This window comes from Thauera sp., assembly GCF_047601425.1.
In the GTDB taxonomy this organism is placed as follows: Bacteria; Pseudomonadota; Gammaproteobacteria; order Burkholderiales; family Rhodocyclaceae; genus Thauera.
Window position 1 is genome coordinate 486,965 of sequence record NZ_JASGJL010000002.1, and the last position, 21,248, is coordinate 508,212.

A 21,248-nucleotide genomic window follows, 5' to 3' on the forward strand; every position below is an offset into this window, starting at 1 on the left:
GCAGTCCAGGAAACGTCATTGGGGTGCGCATTATACGAGATGGCCCCGGAGCTGGCGGTTTCCAGCCGTTTCCTGGAGTGAAGCGTGATGCAGTTTGCTTTACACCTGCCGAAACTTATTGATACGATTTCAAGGCAAAAATCATATTTTGCCCGTAACATGAAGAAATGTAAGGACTTTCTTTGTGATTGAACTCCCCTTTTTCGGCTCTGCCGCAAGCCAGCTGGCAGGGCTCGATATTTCATCTTCATCGGTCAAGCTCGTCGAGCTGTCCGGGGGGGACAAGGAAGCTTACAAAGTCGAGCGCTATGCCATCGAGCCCTTGCCGCGCGATGCCGTCGTCGACGGCAACATCGCCAGCCTCGAGGCGGTCAGTGAGGCGGTGCGCCGTGCGCTGAGGCGTTTCGGCCCAGGCGTCAAGAACGTCGCCATGGCGCTGCCGGCCTCGTCCGTCATCACCAAGCGGATCATCCTGCCTGCCGGCTTGCGCGAGCAGGAGATGGAGGTCGCGGTCGAATCCGAGGCCAATCAGTACATTCCGTTCGCGATCGACGAGGTCAATCTCGATTTCCAGGTCATCGGCCCGGCGGCGGGCAGCCCGAACGAGCTCGAGGTGCTGGTCGCCGCTTCGCGCAAGGACAAGGTCGAGGACCGTGTCGCCGTTGCCCAGGCGGCCGGAGTGAAGGCTACGGTGATCGACGTCGAGTCCTTCGCGATCGAAGTCGCGCTCGACCTCGTCAGCCGGCAGTTGCCGAATGCCGGGCGGGACAAGGTGATCGGCCTGATCGACGTCGGCGCCAACGTGATGAATGTCAGCGTGTTCCGCAACCGGCAGCAGATCTATGTGCGCGAGCAGGCTTTTGGCGGCAACCAGCTGACGCAGGACATCGCCCGGCAGTACGGCATGAGCGCCGATGAGGCAGAGGCGGCCAAGCGCGCGGACTCGCTGCCCGATACCTATCGCCGGGATCTGATGCGTCCCTTCCTCGACAGTCTGGCGCTCGAAGTCTCGCGCGCGCTGCAGTTCTTCTTCACCTCCACCCAGTACAACCAGGTGGACCATCTCGTGCTGGCGGGCGGCTGCGCGACCATGCCGGGCCTGGCCGACGTCGTCACTGCGCGCACCCAGGTCGAAACCATCGTCGGCAACCCCTTCGCCGGCATGACCGTTTCCTCCAAGGTGAGGCCGAAGAGTCTGCTGGCCGACGCGCCTTGCCTTATGGTTGCTTGCGGGCTGGCCTTGCGGAGGTTCGACGAATGATCCGTATCAACCTGCTGCCGCACCGTGCAGAAAAGCGCAAGCAGCGCCGCACGCAGTTCTACGTGCTGTCGGTGGCGATGATCGTGCTGGGTGCGCTGATCGGTTTCCTGGTCCATTCGATCTACACCGGTTACATCGAGCGGCAGGAGGCGCGCAATGCCTTCCTGAAGGCGGAAATCGCCAAGCTCGATCAGCAAATCGCCGAAATCCGCCGTCTCAAGGATCAGATCGACTCCTTGCTGGTGCGCAAGAAGGTCATCGAGGATCTGCAGAGCACGCGCGCCGAGTCGGTCCACCTGCTCAATGAACTGGCCGGCGGCATACCCGAGGGGGTGTATCTGAAGTCGGTCAAACAGACGGGCAATCGCATCACCCTGGTCGGCTATGCCCAATCCAATGCGCGCGTATCGCACCTGATGCGCAACCTCGAGGACTCTCCCTTCCTCGAGCGGCCGACGCTGGTCGAGACCAAGGCGGCGGCGATCGACGACCGTCGCGTCAGCGAATTCAACCTCGGTATCGGAATCGAGCGTCCGAAGCTCGAAGAGCAGGCTGCCGAGGCCACCAGCAGCGCCACGCAGGCGAACAGGGGGCGCAAGTGAAAGCGGCTGACACGCGCAAGAGTGCGCGGGGGATCGACTTCAAGCGGCTGGCGCAGGACTTCAAGGGGCTCGATTCGAACGATCCGGGCATGTGGCCGCTGGCGCCGAGGGTGGCTGTCATGGCCGGGCTGCTAGCAGCGACCCTGGCTGCCTTCTGGTGGTTCGATTGGCAGGAACAGGCGGATACCCTGGCCCAGCGCGAACAGGAAGAAGTGCAACTGCGCGAGAGCTGGGTGGCGAAGAAGCGTCAGGCCGTCAATCTCGACGAGCACCGCCACCAGCTGGCCGAGATCGACAGGCAGTTCGGCGCCTTGCTGAAGCAGCTGCCCAATCGGGCCGAGATGGATTCGCTGCTGTCGGACATCAATCAGGCGGGGCTGGGCCGCGGCCTGCAGTTCGAGCTGTTCAAGCCGGGCAACAACGTGGTCAGGGAGTTCTACGCCGAGATGCCGATCGACATCCGCGTCACCGGCAACTATCACGAGCTGGGCGAATTCGCCAGCGACGTCGCCCGCATGCCGCGTATCGTCACGCTGAACAACCTCGCGATCAACACCGACAAGGACGGCCGGCTCAAGCTCGAGGCCAAGGCGATCACCTATCGCTACTTGGACGAGGAAGAGGTCGCCAAGCAGCGCCAGGATGCCAAGGCAGCGGCAGCCAAGGGGAAGAAACGATGAAGCGTGCGTTGGCCCTCGCCTGCGCCGCCGCGATGCTGGCGGCGTGCAGCAGCGGTGAGCAGGAGGATATTCGCGCCTGGATGGACGAGCAGGCCAAGGGCATGCGCGGCTCGGTCAAGGCGTTGCCCGAGATCAAACCGTTTCCGATCGTCGAATATGTCGGCAGCACCGCGGACGACCCCTTTTCCAAGGGGCGCATGGAGGTCGAGAAGCGGGTGGTCAATGCTTCGCTGCGGCCCGATCTGAATCGCCGCAAGGAGCCGCTCGAAGCCTATCCGCTCGAGTCGCTGCGCATGGTCGGCGTGCTGTCGCAGGGCAAGAGCAACCGTGCCCTCGTGCTCGCGGGCAAGAACCTGCATCAGGTCAAGGTCGGAGATTACATGGGACAGAACTTCGGTGTGGTCACGAGCATCAGCGAGAGTGGCCTAGCCCTGAAGGAGCTCGTCGAGGACGCGCAGGGCGACTGGGTCGAACGTGAAGTTCCGATAGTCCTGCAGGAACGGCAGGAGGCCGGGAGATGATGAAACACATTCGAGTTTGGGTGCTGGCCACGGCCTTTGTGGGACTCGCGCCGATGTCTGCCGCATTGGCCCAGGACGCGGTACAGGCCCAGAGCCAGACGAACCAGATCGAAGCGCTGGACGTCGCGCAGCACGACGACGGGATCTATCTGCGCCTGACGATGAAGGAAGCGCTGGCGAGCCCGCCGCCGAGCTTCAGCGTTGCCAGCCCCGCCCGCATCGCCTTCGATTTCCGCGACACCGGCAATGCGCTGGGGCGCAACATGCAGAACATCGAGCAGGGCGATCTGCGCAGCGCCAACATCATCCAGGCCGGCGACCGCACGCGGCTGGTGCTCAACCTGGTCAAGCTCAGTCCGTATGAGACGCGAATCGACGGCCGCAACCTCATCATCGCCATCCACCAGGGCAAGGCGCAGCAAGCGCGCGGCTCCGTCGTCGAGCAGGCGCAGGGCAACTTCGCCGAATCCCGGGTCGCAGCCGGCGGCGGCATGGCCGTGCGCGACATCAACTTCCGCCGCGGCGCCGAAGGCGAGGGGCGGGTCGTCGTCGATCTGTCGAGTGCGGATGCGGGCATCGATATCCGCCAGCAAGGCGGCAATCTGGTTGTCGAGCTCCTCAAGACTTCGCTGCCCGAGCATCTGCGCCGCCGCTCCGACGTGCTGGATTTCGGCACGCCGGTGACGTCGATGACGGCGCAGCAGTCGGGTGACAACGTACGCCTGACCGTGGTGCCGAATGGCTTGTGGGAGCACAACGCCTACCAGAGCGACAATCGCTTCGTGCTCGAAGTCAAGCGGGTGGTGGAGGATCCCAACAAGCTGGTTCAGGGCACGCGTGGCCAGTACCAAGGCGAGAAGCTGTCGCTGAACTTCCAGAACATCGATGTGCGCTCGGTGCTGCAGGTCATCGCCGACTTCACCGACTTCAACATCATCACGTCCGATTCCGTACAGGGCAACCTGACGCTGCGGCTGAAGGATGTGCCCTGGGATCAGGCGCTGGACATCATCCTGCAGGCCAAGGGCCTGGACATGCGCAAGAACGGCAACGTGATCTGGATCGCGCCGGACGATGAGCTGGTGGCACGTGAGAAGCTGTTGCTTGAATCGAAGGCGCAGATCGGCGATCTTGAGCCTTTGTTGACCGAGAGCTTCCAGATCAATTATCACAAGGCGAAGGAGATTCAGGCTTTTCTGAGCAGCAAGGATCAACTGTTTCTATCTAAGCGTGGTTCGATCAATGTCGACGAGCGCAGCAACAAACTGTTTGTGACTGACGTCGGATCGCGCCTGCAGGCGTTGCGCCGTGTCGTGCAAGAGATTGATATCCCGCCGCAGCAGGTGTTGATCGAAGCGCGCATCGTCGAGGCTGAGAAAACATTCACACGTGACCTTGGCGTGAGGCTAGGTGTGGGTAGTACGCGTACAGTCGGGGTCGGAGGCGGGGCTCGACTAGGTTTTGGAAGATCTTCCATAGGTACGGATGGTGGAACAAATACCTTCAATCCTGGTGAATCGACGAGTGGAGTTCAGGGGGCGAAATTTGGAAACTTGAACCTCACCCTGTTCAATAGCAGCATGACGCGGTTTTTGAACCTGGAGTTGAACGCTCAGGAAATTGACAACCGGATAAGGCAGGTGGCATCCCCGCGAGTTCTGACGGCGAATCAGATCGAGGCATCCGTTGAGCAAGGGGTGGAAATTCCCTACGAGGAAGCTTCCAGTTCTGGAGCTACGAGCGTCAGTTTCAAGAAGGCGGTGCTCTCACTCAAGGTTAAGCCGCAGATCACACCTGATGGCCGGCTGCAGCTTTCGATCGAGGTTAACAAGGACTCTAGGGGTGAGGACACCCCGGCCGGGCCTGCAATCAACACGAAGAAGGTGAAGAGCGAGGTCCTGGTGGAGAATGGGGGAACCGTTGTTATTGGTGGAATCTATGAAGAAGATGAAAGATCTGATGTTACACAGGTGCCGTTCCTGGGAGATCTGCCAGTCCTGGGACACTTGTTCAAGAACCGTGGCACATCGTCAGTGCGTCGGGAATTGATGGTCTTCATCACTCCGCGCATCGTCGCCGATGAGCTGACGCTGCGGTAAGCCGCTGCGCTGCTGATACAATGCCGGGGCGGGCATCCTGTGTGGATGCCCGCCTTTTTACCTTTTCATTTCGACTTCCGGCGAATCGCGCGTGAACTGCTTGATACTGATCGGCATGATGGGAGCCGGCAAGACCACGGTCGGCAAGGAACTCGCGCGCCGCCACAAGGTGCGCTTCGCCGATTGCGACCACGAGATCGTGGCCCGTACCGGAGTGAGCATCCCGACCATTTTCGAGATCGAAGGCGAGGAAGGCTTCCGCCGCCGCGAGACGCAGATGATGGACGAGCTGTCGCAGGAGTCCGACATCGTCATCGCCACCGGCGGCGGTGTCGTCACCACGCCGGCCAACCGCGAGCTGATGCGCGAGCGCGGCGTGGTGATCTACCTCGACGTGCCGCCTGCCGTGCTGTACGAGCGTACCCGCAACGACCGCAACCGGCCCTTGCTGCAGGTCGACAACCCCCGCCAGCGCATCGAGGAACTGTACCGCCAGCGTGATCCGCTTTACCGCGAGGTCGCGCACCTGATCGTTGGCGGCGGGCGCGGCAATCCCGGCACGATGGTGCGCATGATCGAAAACGGCTTGCAGAAACTCGCCCAGCAGAAACTGAAGAACACACCATGCGAACCCTGAATGTCGCCCTGGGCGATCGCGCCTACCCGATCCACATCGGCCGCGGCCTGCTCGATCGTGCCGACCTGATCCTGCCCTACCTGAAGACGAAGCGCGTCGCGATCGTCACCAACGACGTCGTCGGGCCGCTGTATCTCGGTCGCCTGCAGGCTGCGCTGGAAGCAGCCGGCGTGCGCGTCGCCTCGGTCGTGCTGCCCGACGGCGAGGCGCACAAGGACTGGCCGACGCTGAACCGCATCTTCGACATGCTGCTGGCCGAACGTTGCGAGCGCTCCACGACGCTGGTCGCGCTCGGCGGCGGCGTCGTCGGCGACATGGGCGGTTTCGCCGCTTCCTGCTACCAGCGTGGCATGCCCTTCATCCAGATCCCGACCACGCTGCTGGCGCAGGTCGATTCCTCGGTGGGTGGCAAGACGGCGATCAACCACCCGTTGGGCAAGAACATGATCGGTGCCTTCTACCAGCCCAAGCTGGTGCTGGCCGACATCGACACCCTGAACACGCTGCCGGCGCGCGAACTGTCCGCCGGCCTTGCCGAAGTGATCAAGTACGGCCTGATCCGCGACCCCGCTTTCCTCGAATGGCTGGAACAGAACCTCGAGCCCCTGATGGCGCGCGAGCCAGAGGCCCTGGCCCACGCGATCGAAGTCTCGTGCCGCAACAAGGCTGAAGTCGTTGCCGCCGACGAGACCGAGCAGGGTGAACGCGCGTTGCTGAACCTCGGCCACACCTTCGGCCATGCGATCGAGACCGGGCTGGGCTACGGCGAGTGGCTGCACGGCGAAGCGGTGGCCGCCGGCACCATGATGGCCGCCGAGCTGTCGCGCCGCCTGGGCTGGCTGGACGGTGCCGACCTTGCCCGTACTGTTGCCCTCTTCGAACGCGCGGCACTGCCGGTGCGCGGGCCGACGCTGGGCGCCGGACGCTACCTGGAGCTGATGTCGCACGACAAGAAGGTCGAAGCCGGCAAGCTGCGCCTGATCCTGCTGCACGCGCTCGGCAAGGCCGTGATCCACGGCGAGGCACCGCAGGCTGACATCGCCGCGGCGATCGAGGCCTGCTGCGGCTGAGTCCGGCAGTTTCCCGAAGCGAGGATGAGCGATGCTGCAGCTTGTACCCTATGCCGTCACCGAAAGCAACTCCCGCGGCCGCGCCCATGACGAGCCGGCACCGGTGGCGCGGGGCAACTTCCAGCGCGACCGCGACCGCATCGTCCATTCCACCGCCTTCCGGCGCCTCGAGTACAAGACCCAGGTCTTCGTCAATCATGAAGGCGACCTGTTCCGCACCCGCCTGACGCACAGTATCGAAGTCGCCCAGATCACGCGCGGCATCGCCCGCGAGCTGGGCCTCAACGAAGACCTCGCCGAAGCGATCGCGCTGGCCCACGACCTCGGCCACACGCCGTTCGGCCACGCCGGCCAGGATGCGCTGAATGCCTGCATGAAGGAATACGGCGGCTTCGAGCACAACCTGCAGTCGCTGCGCACCGTCGATGCGCTCGAAGATCGCTACGCGGGCTTCGACGGCCTGAACCTGATGTTCGAGACGCGCGAGGGCATCCTCAAGCATTGCTCGCGCACCAATGCTGTGCGCCTGGGTGCGCTCGGCCAGCGCTTTCTCGACGGTACCCAGCCTTCGCTCGAAGCGCAGCTCACCAACCTGGCCGACGAGATCGCCTACAACAACCACGACGTCGATGACGGCCTGCGCTCCGGCCTGATCACGCTCGAACAGCTCGACGAGGTGCCGCTGTTCGCCGAGCAGCGACGCGCGGCCGAGGCGCGCTGGCCCGGGCTGTCCGGGCGCAAGCTGATCAACGAAACCGTGCGCCGCATGATCCACCTGATGGTGATCGACCTGCTGGAGCAGACCCGTACCAACATCGCCGCTGCCGGCGTGGCTTCGCTGGACGACGTGCATGCCGCGCCGCGGCTGGTGGCCTATTCCGAGGCCTTGCAGCCCCGCCTGCGCGAGCTGAAGCTGTTCCTGCGCGAGCGGCTCTACCGCCATTACCAGGTGCTGCGCATGACCAACAAGGCGCGGCGCATCATTGGCGAGCTGTTCGCCGCCTTCATGGATGATCCCCACATCCTGCCGCCGCAGTACCAGGTCATGGCGCGCGAGGACAAGCCGAGGGCCATTGCCGACTACATCGCCGGCATGACCGACCGCTACGCGATGAAGGAACACCGCCGCCTGTTCGCCGTCGGCGAGATCTACTGAAGCAGGCGCCTGCAGGGGCGTCTGTCGTGCCTTGCAGGCCACCCGGGGTGAGCAGGACTTTGTCCCCGGCTGCTCCAGAAAAGTGCCTTTTTCTGGCCCGATTCCTGCTTTAAAAGGGTATGTCGCAGCGCAAAAAAAATCTTGAAGCCAGTGTTTCCGGGGCGTATAGTTTTTTTGTCAAGCGGATTCCCGCTGCCGATGACCAAAATGGTGCATGTAACAGTTCCAACTTGGTGCATCGGTCGATAAAGCCAGGATTTTTGCACCATTGTGGTGCGGTACATGAAGCCGGTGCGCATGCGCCCGGCTTTTTTGTGCGCGTTCGCTTTGTCTGGCGAGCCTTGGATGAGGCCGGAACGCGTGAACTCTTCTGTCGTTTTTGAGGAAAAGAAGATGGAACTGCCCCAAAAGCAGGGTCTGTACGATCCAGCCAACGAACATGATGCCTGTGGCGTGGGTTTCATCGCCCACATCAAGGGCAGGAAAACCCATGAGATCGTGCTCCAGGGCCTCGAAATCCTGAAGAACCTCGATCACCGCGGCGCTGTCGGCGCCGATCCGCTGCAGGGCGACGGCGCCGGCATCCTGATCCAGATCCCCGACCAGCTCTACCGCGAGGAAATGGCGAAGCAGGGCGTGACCCTGCCGCTGCCCGGCGAATACGGCGTCGGCATGGTCTTCATGCCCAAGGAAGCCGCTTCGCGCCTGGCCTGTGAGGAAGAGATCGAGCGTGCCGTCGTGGCCGAAGGCCAGGTCGTGCTCGGCTGGCGCGACGTGCCGGTCAACCCCGAGATGCCGATGTCGCCGACGGTCAAGGCCAAGGAGCCGGTGATCCGCCAGATCTTCATCGGCCGCGGCGCCGACGTGATGGTCACCGAAGCGCTCGAACGCAAGCTCTACGTCGTCCGCCGCCGCGCCGCCAACGCCATCGGCGCCCTTGCCCTGAAGCACGGCAAGGAGTTCTACATGGTGTCGATGTCGGCGCGCACGGTGAACTACAAGGGCCTGCTGCTGGCCAACCAGGTCGGCGAGTACTATCTCGACCTGGTCGACCCGCGCACCGTGTCGGCGCTGTCGCTGGTGCACCAGCGCTTCTCCACCAACACCTTCCCGAAGTGGGATCTCGCCCACCCCTTCCGCTACATCGCCCACAACGGCGAGATCAACACCCTGCGCGGCAACTACAATTGGATGCGCGCGCGCGAGAAGGGTGTGCATTCGCCGCTGCTGGGCGAGGACCTGCAGAAGATCTGGCCGCTGATCTACCCCGGCCAGTCCGACTCGGCCTCCTTCGACAACGCCCTCGAACTGCTGGTGATGAGCGGCTATTCGCTCGCCCACGCGATGATGATGATGATTCCCGAAGCCTGGGAATCGCACGCGCAGATGGACGAGAAGCGCCGTGCCTTCTACGAATACCACGCGGCGATGATGGAGCCGTGGGACGGCCCCGCCGCCGTGGCCTTCACCGACGGCCGCCAGATCGGCGCCACGCTCGACCGCAACGGCCTGCGCCCGGCGCGCTACCTCGTCACCGACGACGACCTCGTCGTCATGGCCTCCGAATCCGGCGTGCTGCCGATCCCCGACAGCAAGATCGTCAAGAAATGGCGCCTGCAGCCGGGCAAGATGTTCCTGATCGACATGGAGCAGGGCCGCATCATTGGCGACCAGGAACTCAAGGAGTCGCTGGCCAACGCCCGTCCCTATGCCGACTGGCTGCGCCGCATCAACATCAAGCTCGACACCCTGGCCGCGCCGGTCAACGGCGGCAGCGTGTCCGACGCCGAAGGCGGCCGCGTCGCGCCGCTGCTCGACCGCCAGCAGGCCTTCGGCTACACCCAGGAAGACATCAAGTTCATCCTCGAGCCGATGGGCAAGGCGGGCGAGGAAGCGACCGGCTCGATGGGCAACGACTCGCCGCTGGCGGTGCTGTCGAGCAAGAACAAGCCGCTGTTCAACTACTTCCGCCAGCTCTTCGCCCAGGTCACCAACCCGCCGATCGACCCGATCCGCGAGCAGATGGTGATGTCGCTGGTGTCCTTCATCGGCCCCAAGCCCAACCTGCTCGAGATCAACGAGATCAACCCGCCGTTCCGCCTCGAAGTGAGCCAGCCGGTGCTGGACTTCGACGGCATGGCCAAGATCCGCAATATCGCGCGCTACACGCAGAACAAGTTCCGCTCGGCCGAGCTCGACATCTGCTACCCGGTCGAATGGGGCAAGGCGGGCGTCGAAGCGCGCCTGGCCTCGCTCTGTGCCGATGCCGAGAACGCGGTGCTGGGCGGCTACAACATCCTGATCGTGTCCGACCGCAAGCTGACCGCCGAGCGCGTCGCCATTCCGGCGCTGCTGGCGCTGTCGGCGATCCACCAGCACCTGGTGGCGAAGGGCCTGCGCACCCGTGCCGGCCTGGTGGTCGAGACCGGTTCGGCGCGCGAAGTGCATCACTTCGCGGTGCTGGCCGGCTACGGCGCCGAGGCGGTGCACCCCTACCTGGCGCTGGAAACCCTGCAGCACCTCGCTGGTGATGCCGAATCGGCTGCCAAGTACGTCAAGCACTTCGTCAAGGCGATCGGCAAGGGCCTGATGAAGGTCATGTCCAAGATGGGCATCTCGACCTACATGTCCTATACCGGCGCGCAGATCTTCGAAGCCGTCGGCCTGCAGCAGGGGCTGCTCGACAAGTACTTCACCGGCACCACCAGCCAGGTCGAAGGCATCGGCCTGTTCGAGGTCATGGAAGAGGCGATCCGCCAGCACGAGGCCGCCTTCAGCGCCGACCCGGTGCTGCACGACATGCTCGACGCCGGCGGCGAATATGCCTTCCGCATCCGCGGCGAAGAGCACATGTGGACGCCGGACGCGATCGCCAAGCTGCAGCACTCGACGCGCTCGGGCAAGTTCGACACCTTCAAGGAATACGCCCGCATCATCAACGACCAGAGCAAGCGCCACATGACGCTGCGCGGCCTGTTCGAACTGAAGACCGCTGCCACCCCGGTGCCGCTGGAAGAAGTCGAGCCGGCCAAGGAAATCGTCAAGCGCTTCGCCACCGGCGCGATGTCGCTCGGCTCGATCTCGACCGAGGCCCACACCACGCTGGCGGTGGCGATGAACCGCATCGGCGGCAAGTCGAACACCGGCGAAGGCGGTGAGGACCCGATGCGCTTCAAGCCGCTGACCGCAGCGATCAAGCTGTCGCAGGTGATCGGTGAGAAGCGCATCGCGCGCGACCTCGACCTGCAGGCCGGCGACTCGCTGCGCTCGGCGATCAAGCAGGTCGCCTCGGGCCGCTTCGGCGTCACCACCGAATACCTGGTCAACGCCGACCAGATCCAGATCAAGATGGCCCAGGGCGCCAAGCCCGGCGAAGGCGGCCAGCTGCCCGGCCACAAGGTGTCGGAATACATCGGCTTCCTGCGCCACTCGGTGCCGGGTGTCGGCCTGATCTCGCCGCCGCCGCACCACGACATCTACTCGATCGAGGATCTGGCCCAGCTGATCCACGACCTCAAGAACACCAACCCGGTGGCCAGCATCTCGGTGAAGCTGGTGTCCGAGATCGGCATCGGCACGGTGGCGGCCGGCGTGGCCAAGGCCAAGGCCGACCACATCGTCGTCGCCGGCCATGACGGCGGCACCGGCGCCTCGCCGTGGAGTTCGATCAAGCACGCCGGTTCGCCGTGGGAGCTCGGCCTCGCCGAAACCCAGCAGACCCTGGTGCTGAACCGCCTGCGCTCGCGCATCCGCCTGCAGGTGGACGGCCAGATCAAGACCGGCCGCGACGTCGTCATCGGCGCGCTGCTGGGCGCCGACGAATTCGGCTTCGCCACCGCGCCGCTGGTCGTCGAAGGCTGCATCATGATGCGCAAGTGCCACCTCAACACCTGCCCGGTGGGCGTGGCGACGCAGGACCCCGAACTGCGCAAGCGCTTCTCCGGCCAGCCCGAGCACGTGGTCAACTTCTTCTTCTTCATCGCCGAGGAAGTGCGCGAACTGATGGCGCAGCTCGGCGTGCGCAGGTTCGACGAACTGATCGGCCGTGCCGACCTGCTCGACATGAAGGCCGGCATCTCGCACTGGAAGGCGCGTGGCCTGGATTACTCGCGCATCTTCTACCTGCCGCCGGTGCCTGCCGAGGTGCCGCGCCTGCATACCGAAGGCCAGGATCATGGCCTGGACGGCGCGCTCGACCAGCAACTGATCGCGCTGGCGAAGCCGGCGCTGGAGAAGGGCGAGAAGGTCAACATCGACCTGCCGGTGCGCAACATCAACCGCACCGTCGGCGCCATGCTGTCGGGCAAGGTGGCGGCGGCCTGGGGCCATGCCGGCCTGCCGAGCGACACCATCCACATCCGCCTCAACGGCACCGCCGGCCAGAGCTTCGGTGCCTTCCTCGCGCGCGGCGTCACGCTCGAGCTGGTGGGCGAGGGCAACGACTACGTCGGCAAGGGTTTGTCGGGCGGACGCATCGTGGTCAAGCCGAAGGCCGAGTTCCGCGGCGACACCGGCGGCAACATCATCGTCGGCAACACCGTGCTGTATGGCGCCACCGAAGGCGAGGTGTATTTCGCCGGCGTCGCCGGCGAGCGCTTCGCGGTGCGCAACTCCGGCGCCACCGCAGTGGTGGAAGGCGTGGGCGACCACGGCTGCGAATACATGACCGGCGGCACCGTGGTGGTGCTCGGCGAGACCGGCCGCAACTTCGCCGCCGGCATGTCGGGCGGCGTCGCCTACGTGCTGGACGAGGACGGCAGCTTCGAGCAGCGCTGCAACATGGCGCAGGTCTCGCTCGAACCGCTGCCGGACGAGATCGCCGCGCGCCAGGGCTCGGAATCGGGCGACGAGCTCGAATCCCACGGCCGGGTCGATATCGACCACCTGACGATGGGCGACGAGCTGATCCTCAAGGGCCTGATCGAGCGCCACGTCCGCTTCGCCGGCAGCGTCCGCGCCCGCGAGATCCTGAACAACTGGGCCGTCTGGCGGAAGAAGTTCGTCAAGGTGTTCCCGCATGAGTACCGTCGCGCGCTGTCCGAGATGGCGGAGCAGCGCGAAGCTGAGAAGGAGGCCGCATAAATGGGCAAACCAACCGGATTCATCGAATATCAGCGTCTGTCCGAGGCCTACGAGCCGGTCGACAAGCGGCTGAAGAACTACAAGGAGTTCGTGCTCCGCCTGACCGACGAGCAGGCCGCGATCCAGGGCGCGCGCTGCATGGACTGCGGCGTGCCGTTCTGCAACAACGGCTGCCCGGTCAACAACATCATTCCGGACTGGAACGACCTCGTGTATCGCAACCATTGGCGCGAAGCGATCGAGGTGCTGCATTCGACCAACAACTTCCCCGAGTTCACCGGCCGCATCTGCCCCGCGCCCTGCGAGGCCGCGTGCACGCTGAACATCAACACCGATCCGGTCGGCATCAAGTCGATCGAGCATGCGATCATCGACAAGGCCTGGGAAGAAGGCTGGGTCGTGCCGCAGCCGGCGGAGGTGAAGACCGGCAGGAAGGTGGCAGTGGTCGGCTCCGGCCCTGCCGGCCTGGCCGCTGCCCAGCAGCTGGCACGCGCCGGCCATGACGTCACGGTGTTCGAGAAGAACGACCGCGTCGGCGGCCTGCTGCGCTACGGCATCCCCGATTTCAAGATGGAGAAGTGGCTGATCGACCGCCGCGTCGAGCAGATGCAGGCCGAAGGCGTGCGCTTCCGCACCGGCGTGCTGGTGGGGGCGAAGGAAATGCCCGCCGGCATCGTCAACGACGCCACCGAGGTGATCAGCGCCGAACAGCTGCAGCAGGATTTCGACGCCGTCGTGCTGACCGGCGGTTCCGAAGTGCCGCGCGACCTGCCGGTGCCGGGCCGCGAACTCGGCGGCGTGCATTTCGCCCTCGAGCTCCTGATTCCGCAGAACAAGCAGGTCGCCGGCGACAAGCCCAACCCGATCTCGGCCAAGGGCAAGCACGTGGTCGTGATCGGCGGCGGCGACACCGGCTCGGACTGCGTCGGCACCTCCAACCGCCACGGCGCGGCGAGCGTGACCCAGTTCGAACTGATGCCGATGCCGCCGGTGCAGGAGAACAAGCCGCTGACCTGGCCGTACTGGCCGACCAAGCTGCGCACCTCGTCCTCGCACGACGAAGGCTGCGAGCGCGATTTCGCCGTCGCCACCAAGGAGTTCATCGGCAAGAACGGCAAGGTCAAGGCGCTGAAAGCCTGTCGCCTCGAATGGAAGGACGGCAGGATGGTCGAGGTGCCGGGCTCGGAATTCGAGATCAAGGCCGACCTGGTGCTGTTCGCGATGGGCTTCACCAACCCGGTGGGCGGCGTGCTCGAGGCCTTCGGCGTGACCAAGGACGCGCGCGGCAACGCCAGCGCCGCCACCGACGGTCAAGGCTGCTACACCACCAACGTGCCCAAGGTCTTCGCCGCCGGCGACATGCGCCGCGGCCAGTCACTGGTCGTCTGGGCAATCAGGGAAGGCCGTCAGTGCGCCCGTGCCGTCGATGAATTCCTGATGGGCGAGAGTCTGCTGCCGCGCTGAAATCGAGCGGCCATCAGTGATTGCGAGGCGGTCTGCGGATCGCCTCGCTGCATTTTGGCAAAGTGGGCGGCGGCGGATGTAATGCCTTGTCGCAATTGAACATGTTGCGTTGCCGCAGGTGCGGCCCTGGTTTCGGTTCACAGTGATGTTGCAGAGGTATTATTGCCGGCCAATCCTGACCGGGAGTATTGCCATGCCCTGTTCCATCACTCCGCCGCCTGCCCGTTCGTCCGCGATGCTGCGTGACTGGGCCTGTGCGATGGGCATCGTGGTGGCATGGTATGTGGCCGCGCAGGCCGGTATCGCCTTTGCCATCGGCGTGTCGCCCGGACAGGACGCCTGGCTGCGCGATCTGGCAGCCCATCTGCTGGCAGGGGCCGTGCTCTTTTCGATGGCACGCAGCGTGAAGCGCTTTGCGCTGGCGATGGTGGTGCTGTTTTCGGCCTTCACCGTGTCCAACGCGATCAAGCTCGCCGTACTGGGCGGACCGGTGATGCCGGACGATTTCATCGCGGCGAAGAATCTCTTTTTGTTGCTGGAAGGCTGGCAGTTGTGGGGCAGCGTGGCGATGCTGGCTGTGCCGCTGGCGGGCCTGCTGTGGATGTTCGACTGGAGGCGCCAGCGTGCCTGGATGGCCCTGCTGGCCGTGGTGTTCACGACCACGACGGTGGCAAAGCATCCCGAGCCGGTGACGGCCTGGATGGATGCCCGCTTCGGCGACTGGGTGTGGAATCAGCGCGGCAACTACGAGATGCGCGGACTGCCGATCCATCTGGTGCAGGAGGCGGCGCGCAACCTGTCGCGCCGGCTGCCGCCGCCGCAGATGGCCGAGGTCGATGGTGCGATGGGGCAGCTCGGGGTGAAGGCGCCCAGCGGTTTCCTCGAGGCGGCCCAGCGCCAGGATGACCGCAGCGGCCGCAATGTGCACATGATCGTGCTCGAATCCTTCTGGGACCCGACGCAACTGAAGGCCGCCGGCCTGTCGGCCGATCCCTTCGACCCCGGGTTCCGCAAGCTGTGGAAGGCGGCCGGCAAGTCGCGGGCGCTGTCGCCGGTGTTCGGCGGCTACACCGCGAATGCCGAGTTCGAGGCCTTGTGCGGTTTCCCGGTGCAGACCGACGCGGTGTTCTTCGAAGGCAGCCTGCGCCGCGACGTACCCTGCCTGCCGCGCCACCTGGGAGAAGCGGGTTACCGCAGCATCGCTTCGCATCCCAATGCCGCGCCGTTCTGGAACCGCATCAACGCCTATCGCCGCGTGGGCTTCGGCCAGTATTTTTCCGACCGCGACTTCGTGCTCGACGACATGAACCGCGAGTTCCTCAGCGATGCCTCCCTCTATCGCCAGGTGCTGGAACGCATCGGCCCGGAGCTGGAGGCCGGCCGGCCGCTGTTCAACTACGTGCTGACCTATTTCGGCCATCTCGACTATCCGCTCAACGAGGCCCGGCCGCCGGTCATCACGGCCAGCAGCGAAAACGAACTGGTGGCCGCGTACGCCAATACCGTCTACTACAAGTCCCGCGAACTGATGGATTTCCTGCGCGAGCTGCGCAGCCGCGACCCCGACGCCATCATCGTGATGTTCGGCGACCATCTGCCCTCGCTCGGCTGGAACTACGGCGGCTATACCGAATCGGGCCTGCTCGCGCCCGACCGCGGCGAATTCGACGACGAGATGTTCCAGACCATGGTGTCGACGCCGCTCATCGTCATCGACGGCCGCAGCGGTCCGGTGCGCACCGGCGACCTGCCGCTGTATGCCTTGCCGTCCCTGATTCTCGATCTGCTCGGCGACGAGCGGGAGTCCATGCTGCGCTTCGCCGCCCAGGCCGATGACGCAGTGCGTGTGAGGCCCCTGCCGGGCATGCATTTCACGCTGGAAGGGAAAGCGCTGACGGTGTGCCGGCAGGGCGAGGAAAAATCGGCCTGCGAGGCCTCGCATGCCTGGGTGGCGGCGGTTTCGGTGCTCGAGCGCGATCTATTCACCGGCGCGCAGCATGCGCTGCAGGCACCCGTGCGGCTGCGCAACCTGCAGACGGTGGAGCTCGAACTGGATGAGATCGGCGGCGAGCCGCTGGCCGATGGGCTGGGCGACGGTGTGGACAACGACGTCTGAGCTGCGTCCGCCGGTGTTTCGGCTTGGGCCGCCTGACGCTTTGCGCTGCAGCATGGAAAAGAGCGGATGCTGGCTACTGCTGTTCTCGCCAATCATGATGTGATGCAGCCCCTTCGGTTTGCCGGCCCTGATTGGGGTGGAATCCGAGATTCAAGGCCGTAAGTTCGGCGTTGATTCGAGCAGCGCGACGGCTGCCGGCGACACTGAAAAGTACGTTTGGTTCCCCTGTTGGCGGGAAGTTGTGTTGTTTTTTTTCTACTCAATTAGTAAGAATTATCGTTTGCGTTACGATCAGCTCTCCGTTCCACGGATTTTTCACAAAACAACAAAATAGAGAGTAGAGAGATGAACATGCGCAATTTCCAAACCTCCCGGCCACCAGTGAAGCTGAGCCGGGTGGCCGCTGCCATCGGCTTGTGCCTGGCGAGCACGGCTTCTTCGGCGCAGGACGCTGCCGCGACCCTGCCGACCGTGACGGTGCAGGACTCGGCCTACAGTCCGGTCAAGGTCGATAAGGCGCCGTCGGCCAAATTCACCGCGCCGCTGATCGACACGCCCAAGACCGTGCAGGTCATCAACGAGGAGATCATCAAACAGACCGGCGCCACCAGCCTGACCGAAGCCCTGCGCTCCAGCCCCGGCATCACTTTCGGCTCCGGCGAAGGCGGCAACCCGGTGGGCGACCGTCCGTTCATGCGCGGCAGCGACACGCAGAACAGCATCTTCGTCGATGGCATGCGCGACATCGCTGCCAGCTCCCGCGAGGTGTACAACCTGGAGGCGGTGGAAGTCATCAAGGGCTCCGACTCCGCCTACGGCGGCCGTGGCGGGGCGGGCGGCAGCATCAACCTGAGCACCAAGAAGGCCAGGAACGAGAACTTCATCACCGGCGACGTGGGCCTGGGCACCGACAACTACAAGCGTGCCACGATCGACGTGAACCGGATGCTGAGCGACACCGTCGGTTTCCGCCTGAATGCGATGGCGCACGACGCCGACGTGCCGGGCCGCGACGGCCCCGAGAACAAGCGCTGGGGCATCGCGCCGACGATCACCTTCGGCATGAACACGCCCACCGAAGTCACGCTGTCCTACGATCATCTGCAGACCGACGACATGCCCGACGGCGGTGTGCCCTTCGCCATCGGTCCGACCGCCGGGCTGACCTCGCCCACCACCATTCGTCCCACCACCGGCGGCGACCGTGAAAACTGGTACGGCCTGAAGCACCGCGATTTCCGCAAGGAAAAGGGCGACACCTTCACCGCTGCGATCGAGCACAAGCTCAGCGACACCGCCAAGATCCGCAATGCCACGCGCTACAGCCAGTCGACGCAGAAGTATGTGTGGACCCAGCCCGACGACAGCCAGGGCAATGCGGCGAACGGCCGGGTGTGGCGCCGCATGAACTCGCGCCACAGCGAAACCGACACGCTGCAGAACGTCACCGAACTGACCGGAGAGGCCACCACCGGCAGCGTCAAGCACCAGTTCGCCATCGGCCTGGAACTGGCGCGCGAGGAGTCGGATGTCGACAGCTACGGCCAGTTCGACGCCGCCGGCGTTGCCATTCCCAACAGCAACCAGTGCAAGGCGGGTGGTGCGCCCTACATGTGTACCAGCCTGTTCTCGCCCAATGGCAGCGATCCGTGGGGCGGCCACATGGTGCGCAGCCACAAGCCGACTCATTACAAGACCAACACCACGTCGCTGTATGCCTTCGACACGCTGACGCTCACGTCCGAATGGCTGATCAACGCCGGCATCCGCGTCGACGACTATCGCACCAGGCAGTGGGACGCCACGACGCGCTACAGCCGCAAGGACACGATGTTCAACTACCAGTTGGGCGTGGTGTACAAGCTGCAGCCCAATGCCAGCCTCTACGCCAGCATCGGCACCTCGAGCACGCCGGGCAATGCCTCCAATGGCCAGGGCAGCGAATCGATGGGCATCGCCACCGGCGGCGGCCGCTCGCCGACCCCGAACGCCGACGACCTGAAGCCGGAAAAGACCCGTTCCTACGAAATCGGCACCAAGTGGGACGTGCTGGACAACCAGCTGTCGCTGACGGCCGCCATCTTCCGCAACGTCACCACCAATGCCCGCCTGCGTGATTCCACCACCGGCCTGGCATCGATGGCCGGCGAGAAAGTGGTCGATGGCATCGAGCTGGGCTTCGCCGGCCGCCTGACGCGGCAGTGGGAAGTGTTCGGCGGCTACACCTACATGGACAGCGAGCAGAAGGACATCGGCAAGGATGCCCTGGGTCGCGGCAACGCCGGTACCGGCAAGGCCTTCCCCAGCACGCCCGAGCACAGCGCCAGCCTGTGGACGACCTACGCCTTCACGCCCAAGTTCACCGTGGGCGTGGGCGCGGTCGGCCAGAGCGACGTGGTGGGGACCTATGCGTACAGCACCAACCGTTCGCTCATCAAGAAGGGCACTTCGGGCTACGTGCGTTACGACGCGATGGCCAGCTATGCCTTCAGCCCGAACCTCAGCCTGCAGATCAATGGCTACAATCTGACCGACAAGCTGTATTACGCTTCGACCTACTCCACCCACTACGCCACGCCGGCAGCCGGTCGTTCGGTGGTGGCAGCGCTCAAGTTCACCTATTGATCGAGCGCATGGCCCGAACGGCCCTGCCCGCAGACAATGCGGGCAGGGCCGTTTTCCATTTGCAATGACACGACAGGTTTTCACGCCATGATGCTTCGCATACCCGCGCTGCTTTCCTCCGACGAAGTGCGCCAATGCCGCCAGGCGCTGGCGCAGGCCGAATGGCAGGACGGCCGCAAGACCGCTGGCCATCTGGCCGTCCAGGTCAAGAGCAACCTGCAGCTGCCGCTGGACAGTCCGGTGGCGCGCGGCATCGGCGAACTGATCCTCGACAAGCTGGGTGCCAGCCCGCTGTTCATGTCCGCCGCGCTGCCGCTGAAGGTGCTGCCGCCGCGCTTCAACCGCTACGAAGGCGGCGGCACTTACGGCAATCACATCGACAATGCCTTCTTCAACATTCCCGGTACGGCGATCAAGGTGCGCACCGACGTATCGACCACGGTGTTCTTCAGCGATCCCGACGAGTACGAAGGCGGAGAACTGGTCGTCGAAGACACCTACGGCCACCAGAGCGTGAAGCTGCCCGCGGGCGACGCCATCGTCTATCCCGGCACCAGCCTGCACCGCGTCAACCCCGTCACGCGCGGCACGCGCTACGGCAGCTTCTTCTGGACGCACAGCCTGGTCGCGTCCGCCGAGCAGCGGCGGCTGCTGTTCGACCTCGACCAGCAGATCCAGCAGCTCACCGTGCGTCATCCGGACGAACCGGCCTTGTCGGCGCTGTCGGGCACCTATCACAACCTGTTGCGCATGTGGTCGCAGGCATGAGCGGCGCAGCCATCCTCAACGCCCTGGGCGAGGCCGTGCGTCCGGCCCATGCACGCATTCCGGCAGACATCGAGAGCGCCTTCGACTATGAGCGCCACGCCGTCCATCACTTCGAGGCGATGGCATGGCGCCACATCCAGGGCGGCTCGGACCGCAACCTGACGCTGGCGCACAACCGCGCCGCCTTCGATGGCCTGCATCTGCTGCCCCGTCCGCTGGCCGATCTGCGGGGCGGCCATACGCGCCTGCAACTGCTTGGCCAAGCGCTGGCCCATCCGCTGCTGCTCGCGCCCGTCGCCTACCAGTGCCTCGCCCATCCCGAAGGCGAACTCGCCAGCGTGCGTGCCGCGATGGCGCTGCAGGCGGGTTACATGGCCAGCACCCTGTCCAGCCACACGCTCGAAGAGATCGCCGCCGCGGCGCGGGCCGCGATGCAGGAACTGGGCCACGGCGCGCCGCTGTGGTTCCAGCTCTATTCGCAGCCGGCGCGCGAACATACGCTGGCGCTGCTGCGCCGTGCCGAGGCGGCAGGCTACCAGGCCATCGTGTGGACGATCGACGCCTCCATCAAGCGCTCGGGTTTCGCCTTGCCGCCGGGAGTCGAGGCGGCCAATCTGCGCGGTTTTCCTTCCGCGCGCCAGACTTCCCAGGCCGGGCAGGGGGCGATCCTGCTGGGCACGCCGCTGGCCGACGCCGCCCCCTCGCTCGCCGATCTCGAATGGCTGCGGGCGCAGACCCGCCTGCCGCTGGTGGTCAAGGGCGTGCTCTCGCCGGCGGTGGCTGCCGAGGCCGTGGCGCGCGGCGCCGATGCGCTGGTCGTCTCCAACCACGGCGGCCGGGTGATGGACGGCGTGCCTGCGCCGATCGAAGTGCTGCCCGCCGTGCGCGCCGCCGTTCCCGGCACCCCCTTGCTGCTAGACAGCGGCGTGCGCTGCGGCACCGATGCGGCAAAGGCGCTGGCGCTGGGCGCGAGCGCGGTGCTCATCGGCCGCCCGCAGCTGCATGCGCTGGCGGTGGGCGGCATGCTTGGCGTCGCGCACCTGGTGCACCTGCTGCGCACCGAACTGGAATTGGCGATGGCGCAGCTCGGCTGCGCGCGGCTGGAGCAGATCGGCGCCGAGGCCGTCTGGCGCGGCCGCTAGCCTGTGCCGGACGCAGCACGGCGGC

Annotated in this window: 15 protein-coding genes; all 15 read left to right on the forward strand. The window is 64.9% G+C overall.

Translation table 11 applies throughout. From position 1 onward, the window contains the following. The first annotated feature begins 184 nt into the window (after positions 1-184). A complete protein-coding gene (locus QM748_RS18840) occupies positions 185-1,261 on the forward strand; it encodes a pilus assembly protein PilM (protein WP_415248519.1) in 1,077 nt (358 codons plus the stop codon). After that, the gene (locus QM748_RS18845) at positions 1,258-1,863 is read left to right on the forward strand and encodes a PilN domain-containing protein (RefSeq protein ID WP_415248520.1); all 606 of its coding nucleotides are present in this window, start codon (positions 1,258-1,260) and stop codon (positions 1,861-1,863) included. Before QM748_RS18840 ends, QM748_RS18845 begins: the two co-directional genes overlap by 4 nt. Next, the gene (locus QM748_RS18850; protein WP_415248521.1) at positions 1,860-2,543 is read left to right on the forward strand and encodes a type 4a pilus biogenesis protein PilO; all 684 of its coding nucleotides are present in this window, start codon (positions 1,860-1,862) and stop codon (positions 2,541-2,543) included. The genes QM748_RS18845 and QM748_RS18850 overlap by 4 nt, the downstream gene beginning before the upstream one ends. After that, positions 2,540-3,064, forward strand: coding sequence for a pilus assembly protein PilP (locus QM748_RS18855; protein WP_415248522.1), 525 nt, complete (start codon positions 2,540-2,542; stop codon positions 3,062-3,064). The genes QM748_RS18850 and QM748_RS18855 overlap by 4 nt, the downstream gene beginning before the upstream one ends. Further along, entirely contained in the window at positions 3,064-5,163 is a 2,100-nt protein-coding gene (gene pilQ, locus QM748_RS18860) for a type IV pilus secretin PilQ (protein ID WP_415248696.1), read from the forward strand. The genes QM748_RS18855 and pilQ overlap by 1 nt, the downstream gene beginning before the upstream one ends. Before the next feature lie 91 nt (positions 5,164-5,254). Next, positions 5,255-5,800, forward strand: a complete 546-nt coding sequence (locus QM748_RS18865; protein WP_415248523.1) for a shikimate kinase — start codon at positions 5,255-5,257, stop codon at positions 5,798-5,800. After that, entirely contained in the window at positions 5,788-6,870 is a 1,083-nt protein-coding gene (gene aroB, locus QM748_RS18870; protein WP_415248524.1) for a 3-dehydroquinate synthase, read from the forward strand. Before QM748_RS18865 ends, aroB begins: the two co-directional genes overlap by 13 nt. Before the next feature lie 31 nt (positions 6,871-6,901). Then, on the forward strand, positions 6,902-8,026 hold the full coding sequence (locus QM748_RS18875) for a deoxyguanosinetriphosphate triphosphohydrolase (protein WP_415248525.1): 1,125 nt from the start codon (positions 6,902-6,904) through the stop codon (positions 8,024-8,026). A gap of 119 nt (positions 8,027-8,145) precedes the next feature. After that, complete coding sequence (locus QM748_RS18880; RefSeq protein ID WP_415248526.1) at positions 8,146-8,409, forward strand: hypothetical protein; 264 nt, start codon at positions 8,146-8,148, stop codon at positions 8,407-8,409. 10 nt (positions 8,410-8,419) lie between these two features. After that, positions 8,420-13,108: a glutamate synthase-related protein gene (locus QM748_RS18885; protein WP_415248527.1), complete on the forward strand. Its 4,689-nt coding sequence runs from the start codon at positions 8,420-8,422 to the stop codon at positions 13,106-13,108. Then, entirely contained in the window at positions 13,109-14,572 is a 1,464-nt protein-coding gene (locus QM748_RS18890; protein WP_415248528.1) for a glutamate synthase subunit beta, read from the forward strand. A gap of 193 nt (positions 14,573-14,765) precedes the next feature. Then, complete coding sequence (locus QM748_RS18895; protein ID WP_415248529.1) at positions 14,766-16,688, forward strand: LTA synthase family protein; 1,923 nt, start codon at positions 14,766-14,768, stop codon at positions 16,686-16,688. Between the two features lie 351 nt (positions 16,689-17,039). Beyond that, the gene (locus QM748_RS18900; RefSeq protein ID WP_415248530.1) at positions 17,040-19,313 is read left to right on the forward strand and encodes a TonB-dependent receptor; all 2,274 of its coding nucleotides are present in this window, start codon (positions 17,040-17,042) and stop codon (positions 19,311-19,313) included. A gap of 87 nt (positions 19,314-19,400) precedes the next feature. After that, entirely contained in the window at positions 19,401-20,081 is a 681-nt protein-coding gene (locus tag QM748_RS18905; protein ID WP_415248531.1) for a Fe2+-dependent dioxygenase, read from the forward strand. Further along, positions 20,078-21,223, forward strand: a complete 1,146-nt coding sequence (locus QM748_RS18910) for an alpha-hydroxy acid oxidase (RefSeq protein ID WP_415248532.1) — start codon at positions 20,078-20,080, stop codon at positions 21,221-21,223. The genes QM748_RS18905 and QM748_RS18910 overlap by 4 nt, the downstream gene beginning before the upstream one ends. Positions 21,224-21,248 lie beyond the last annotated feature (25 nt).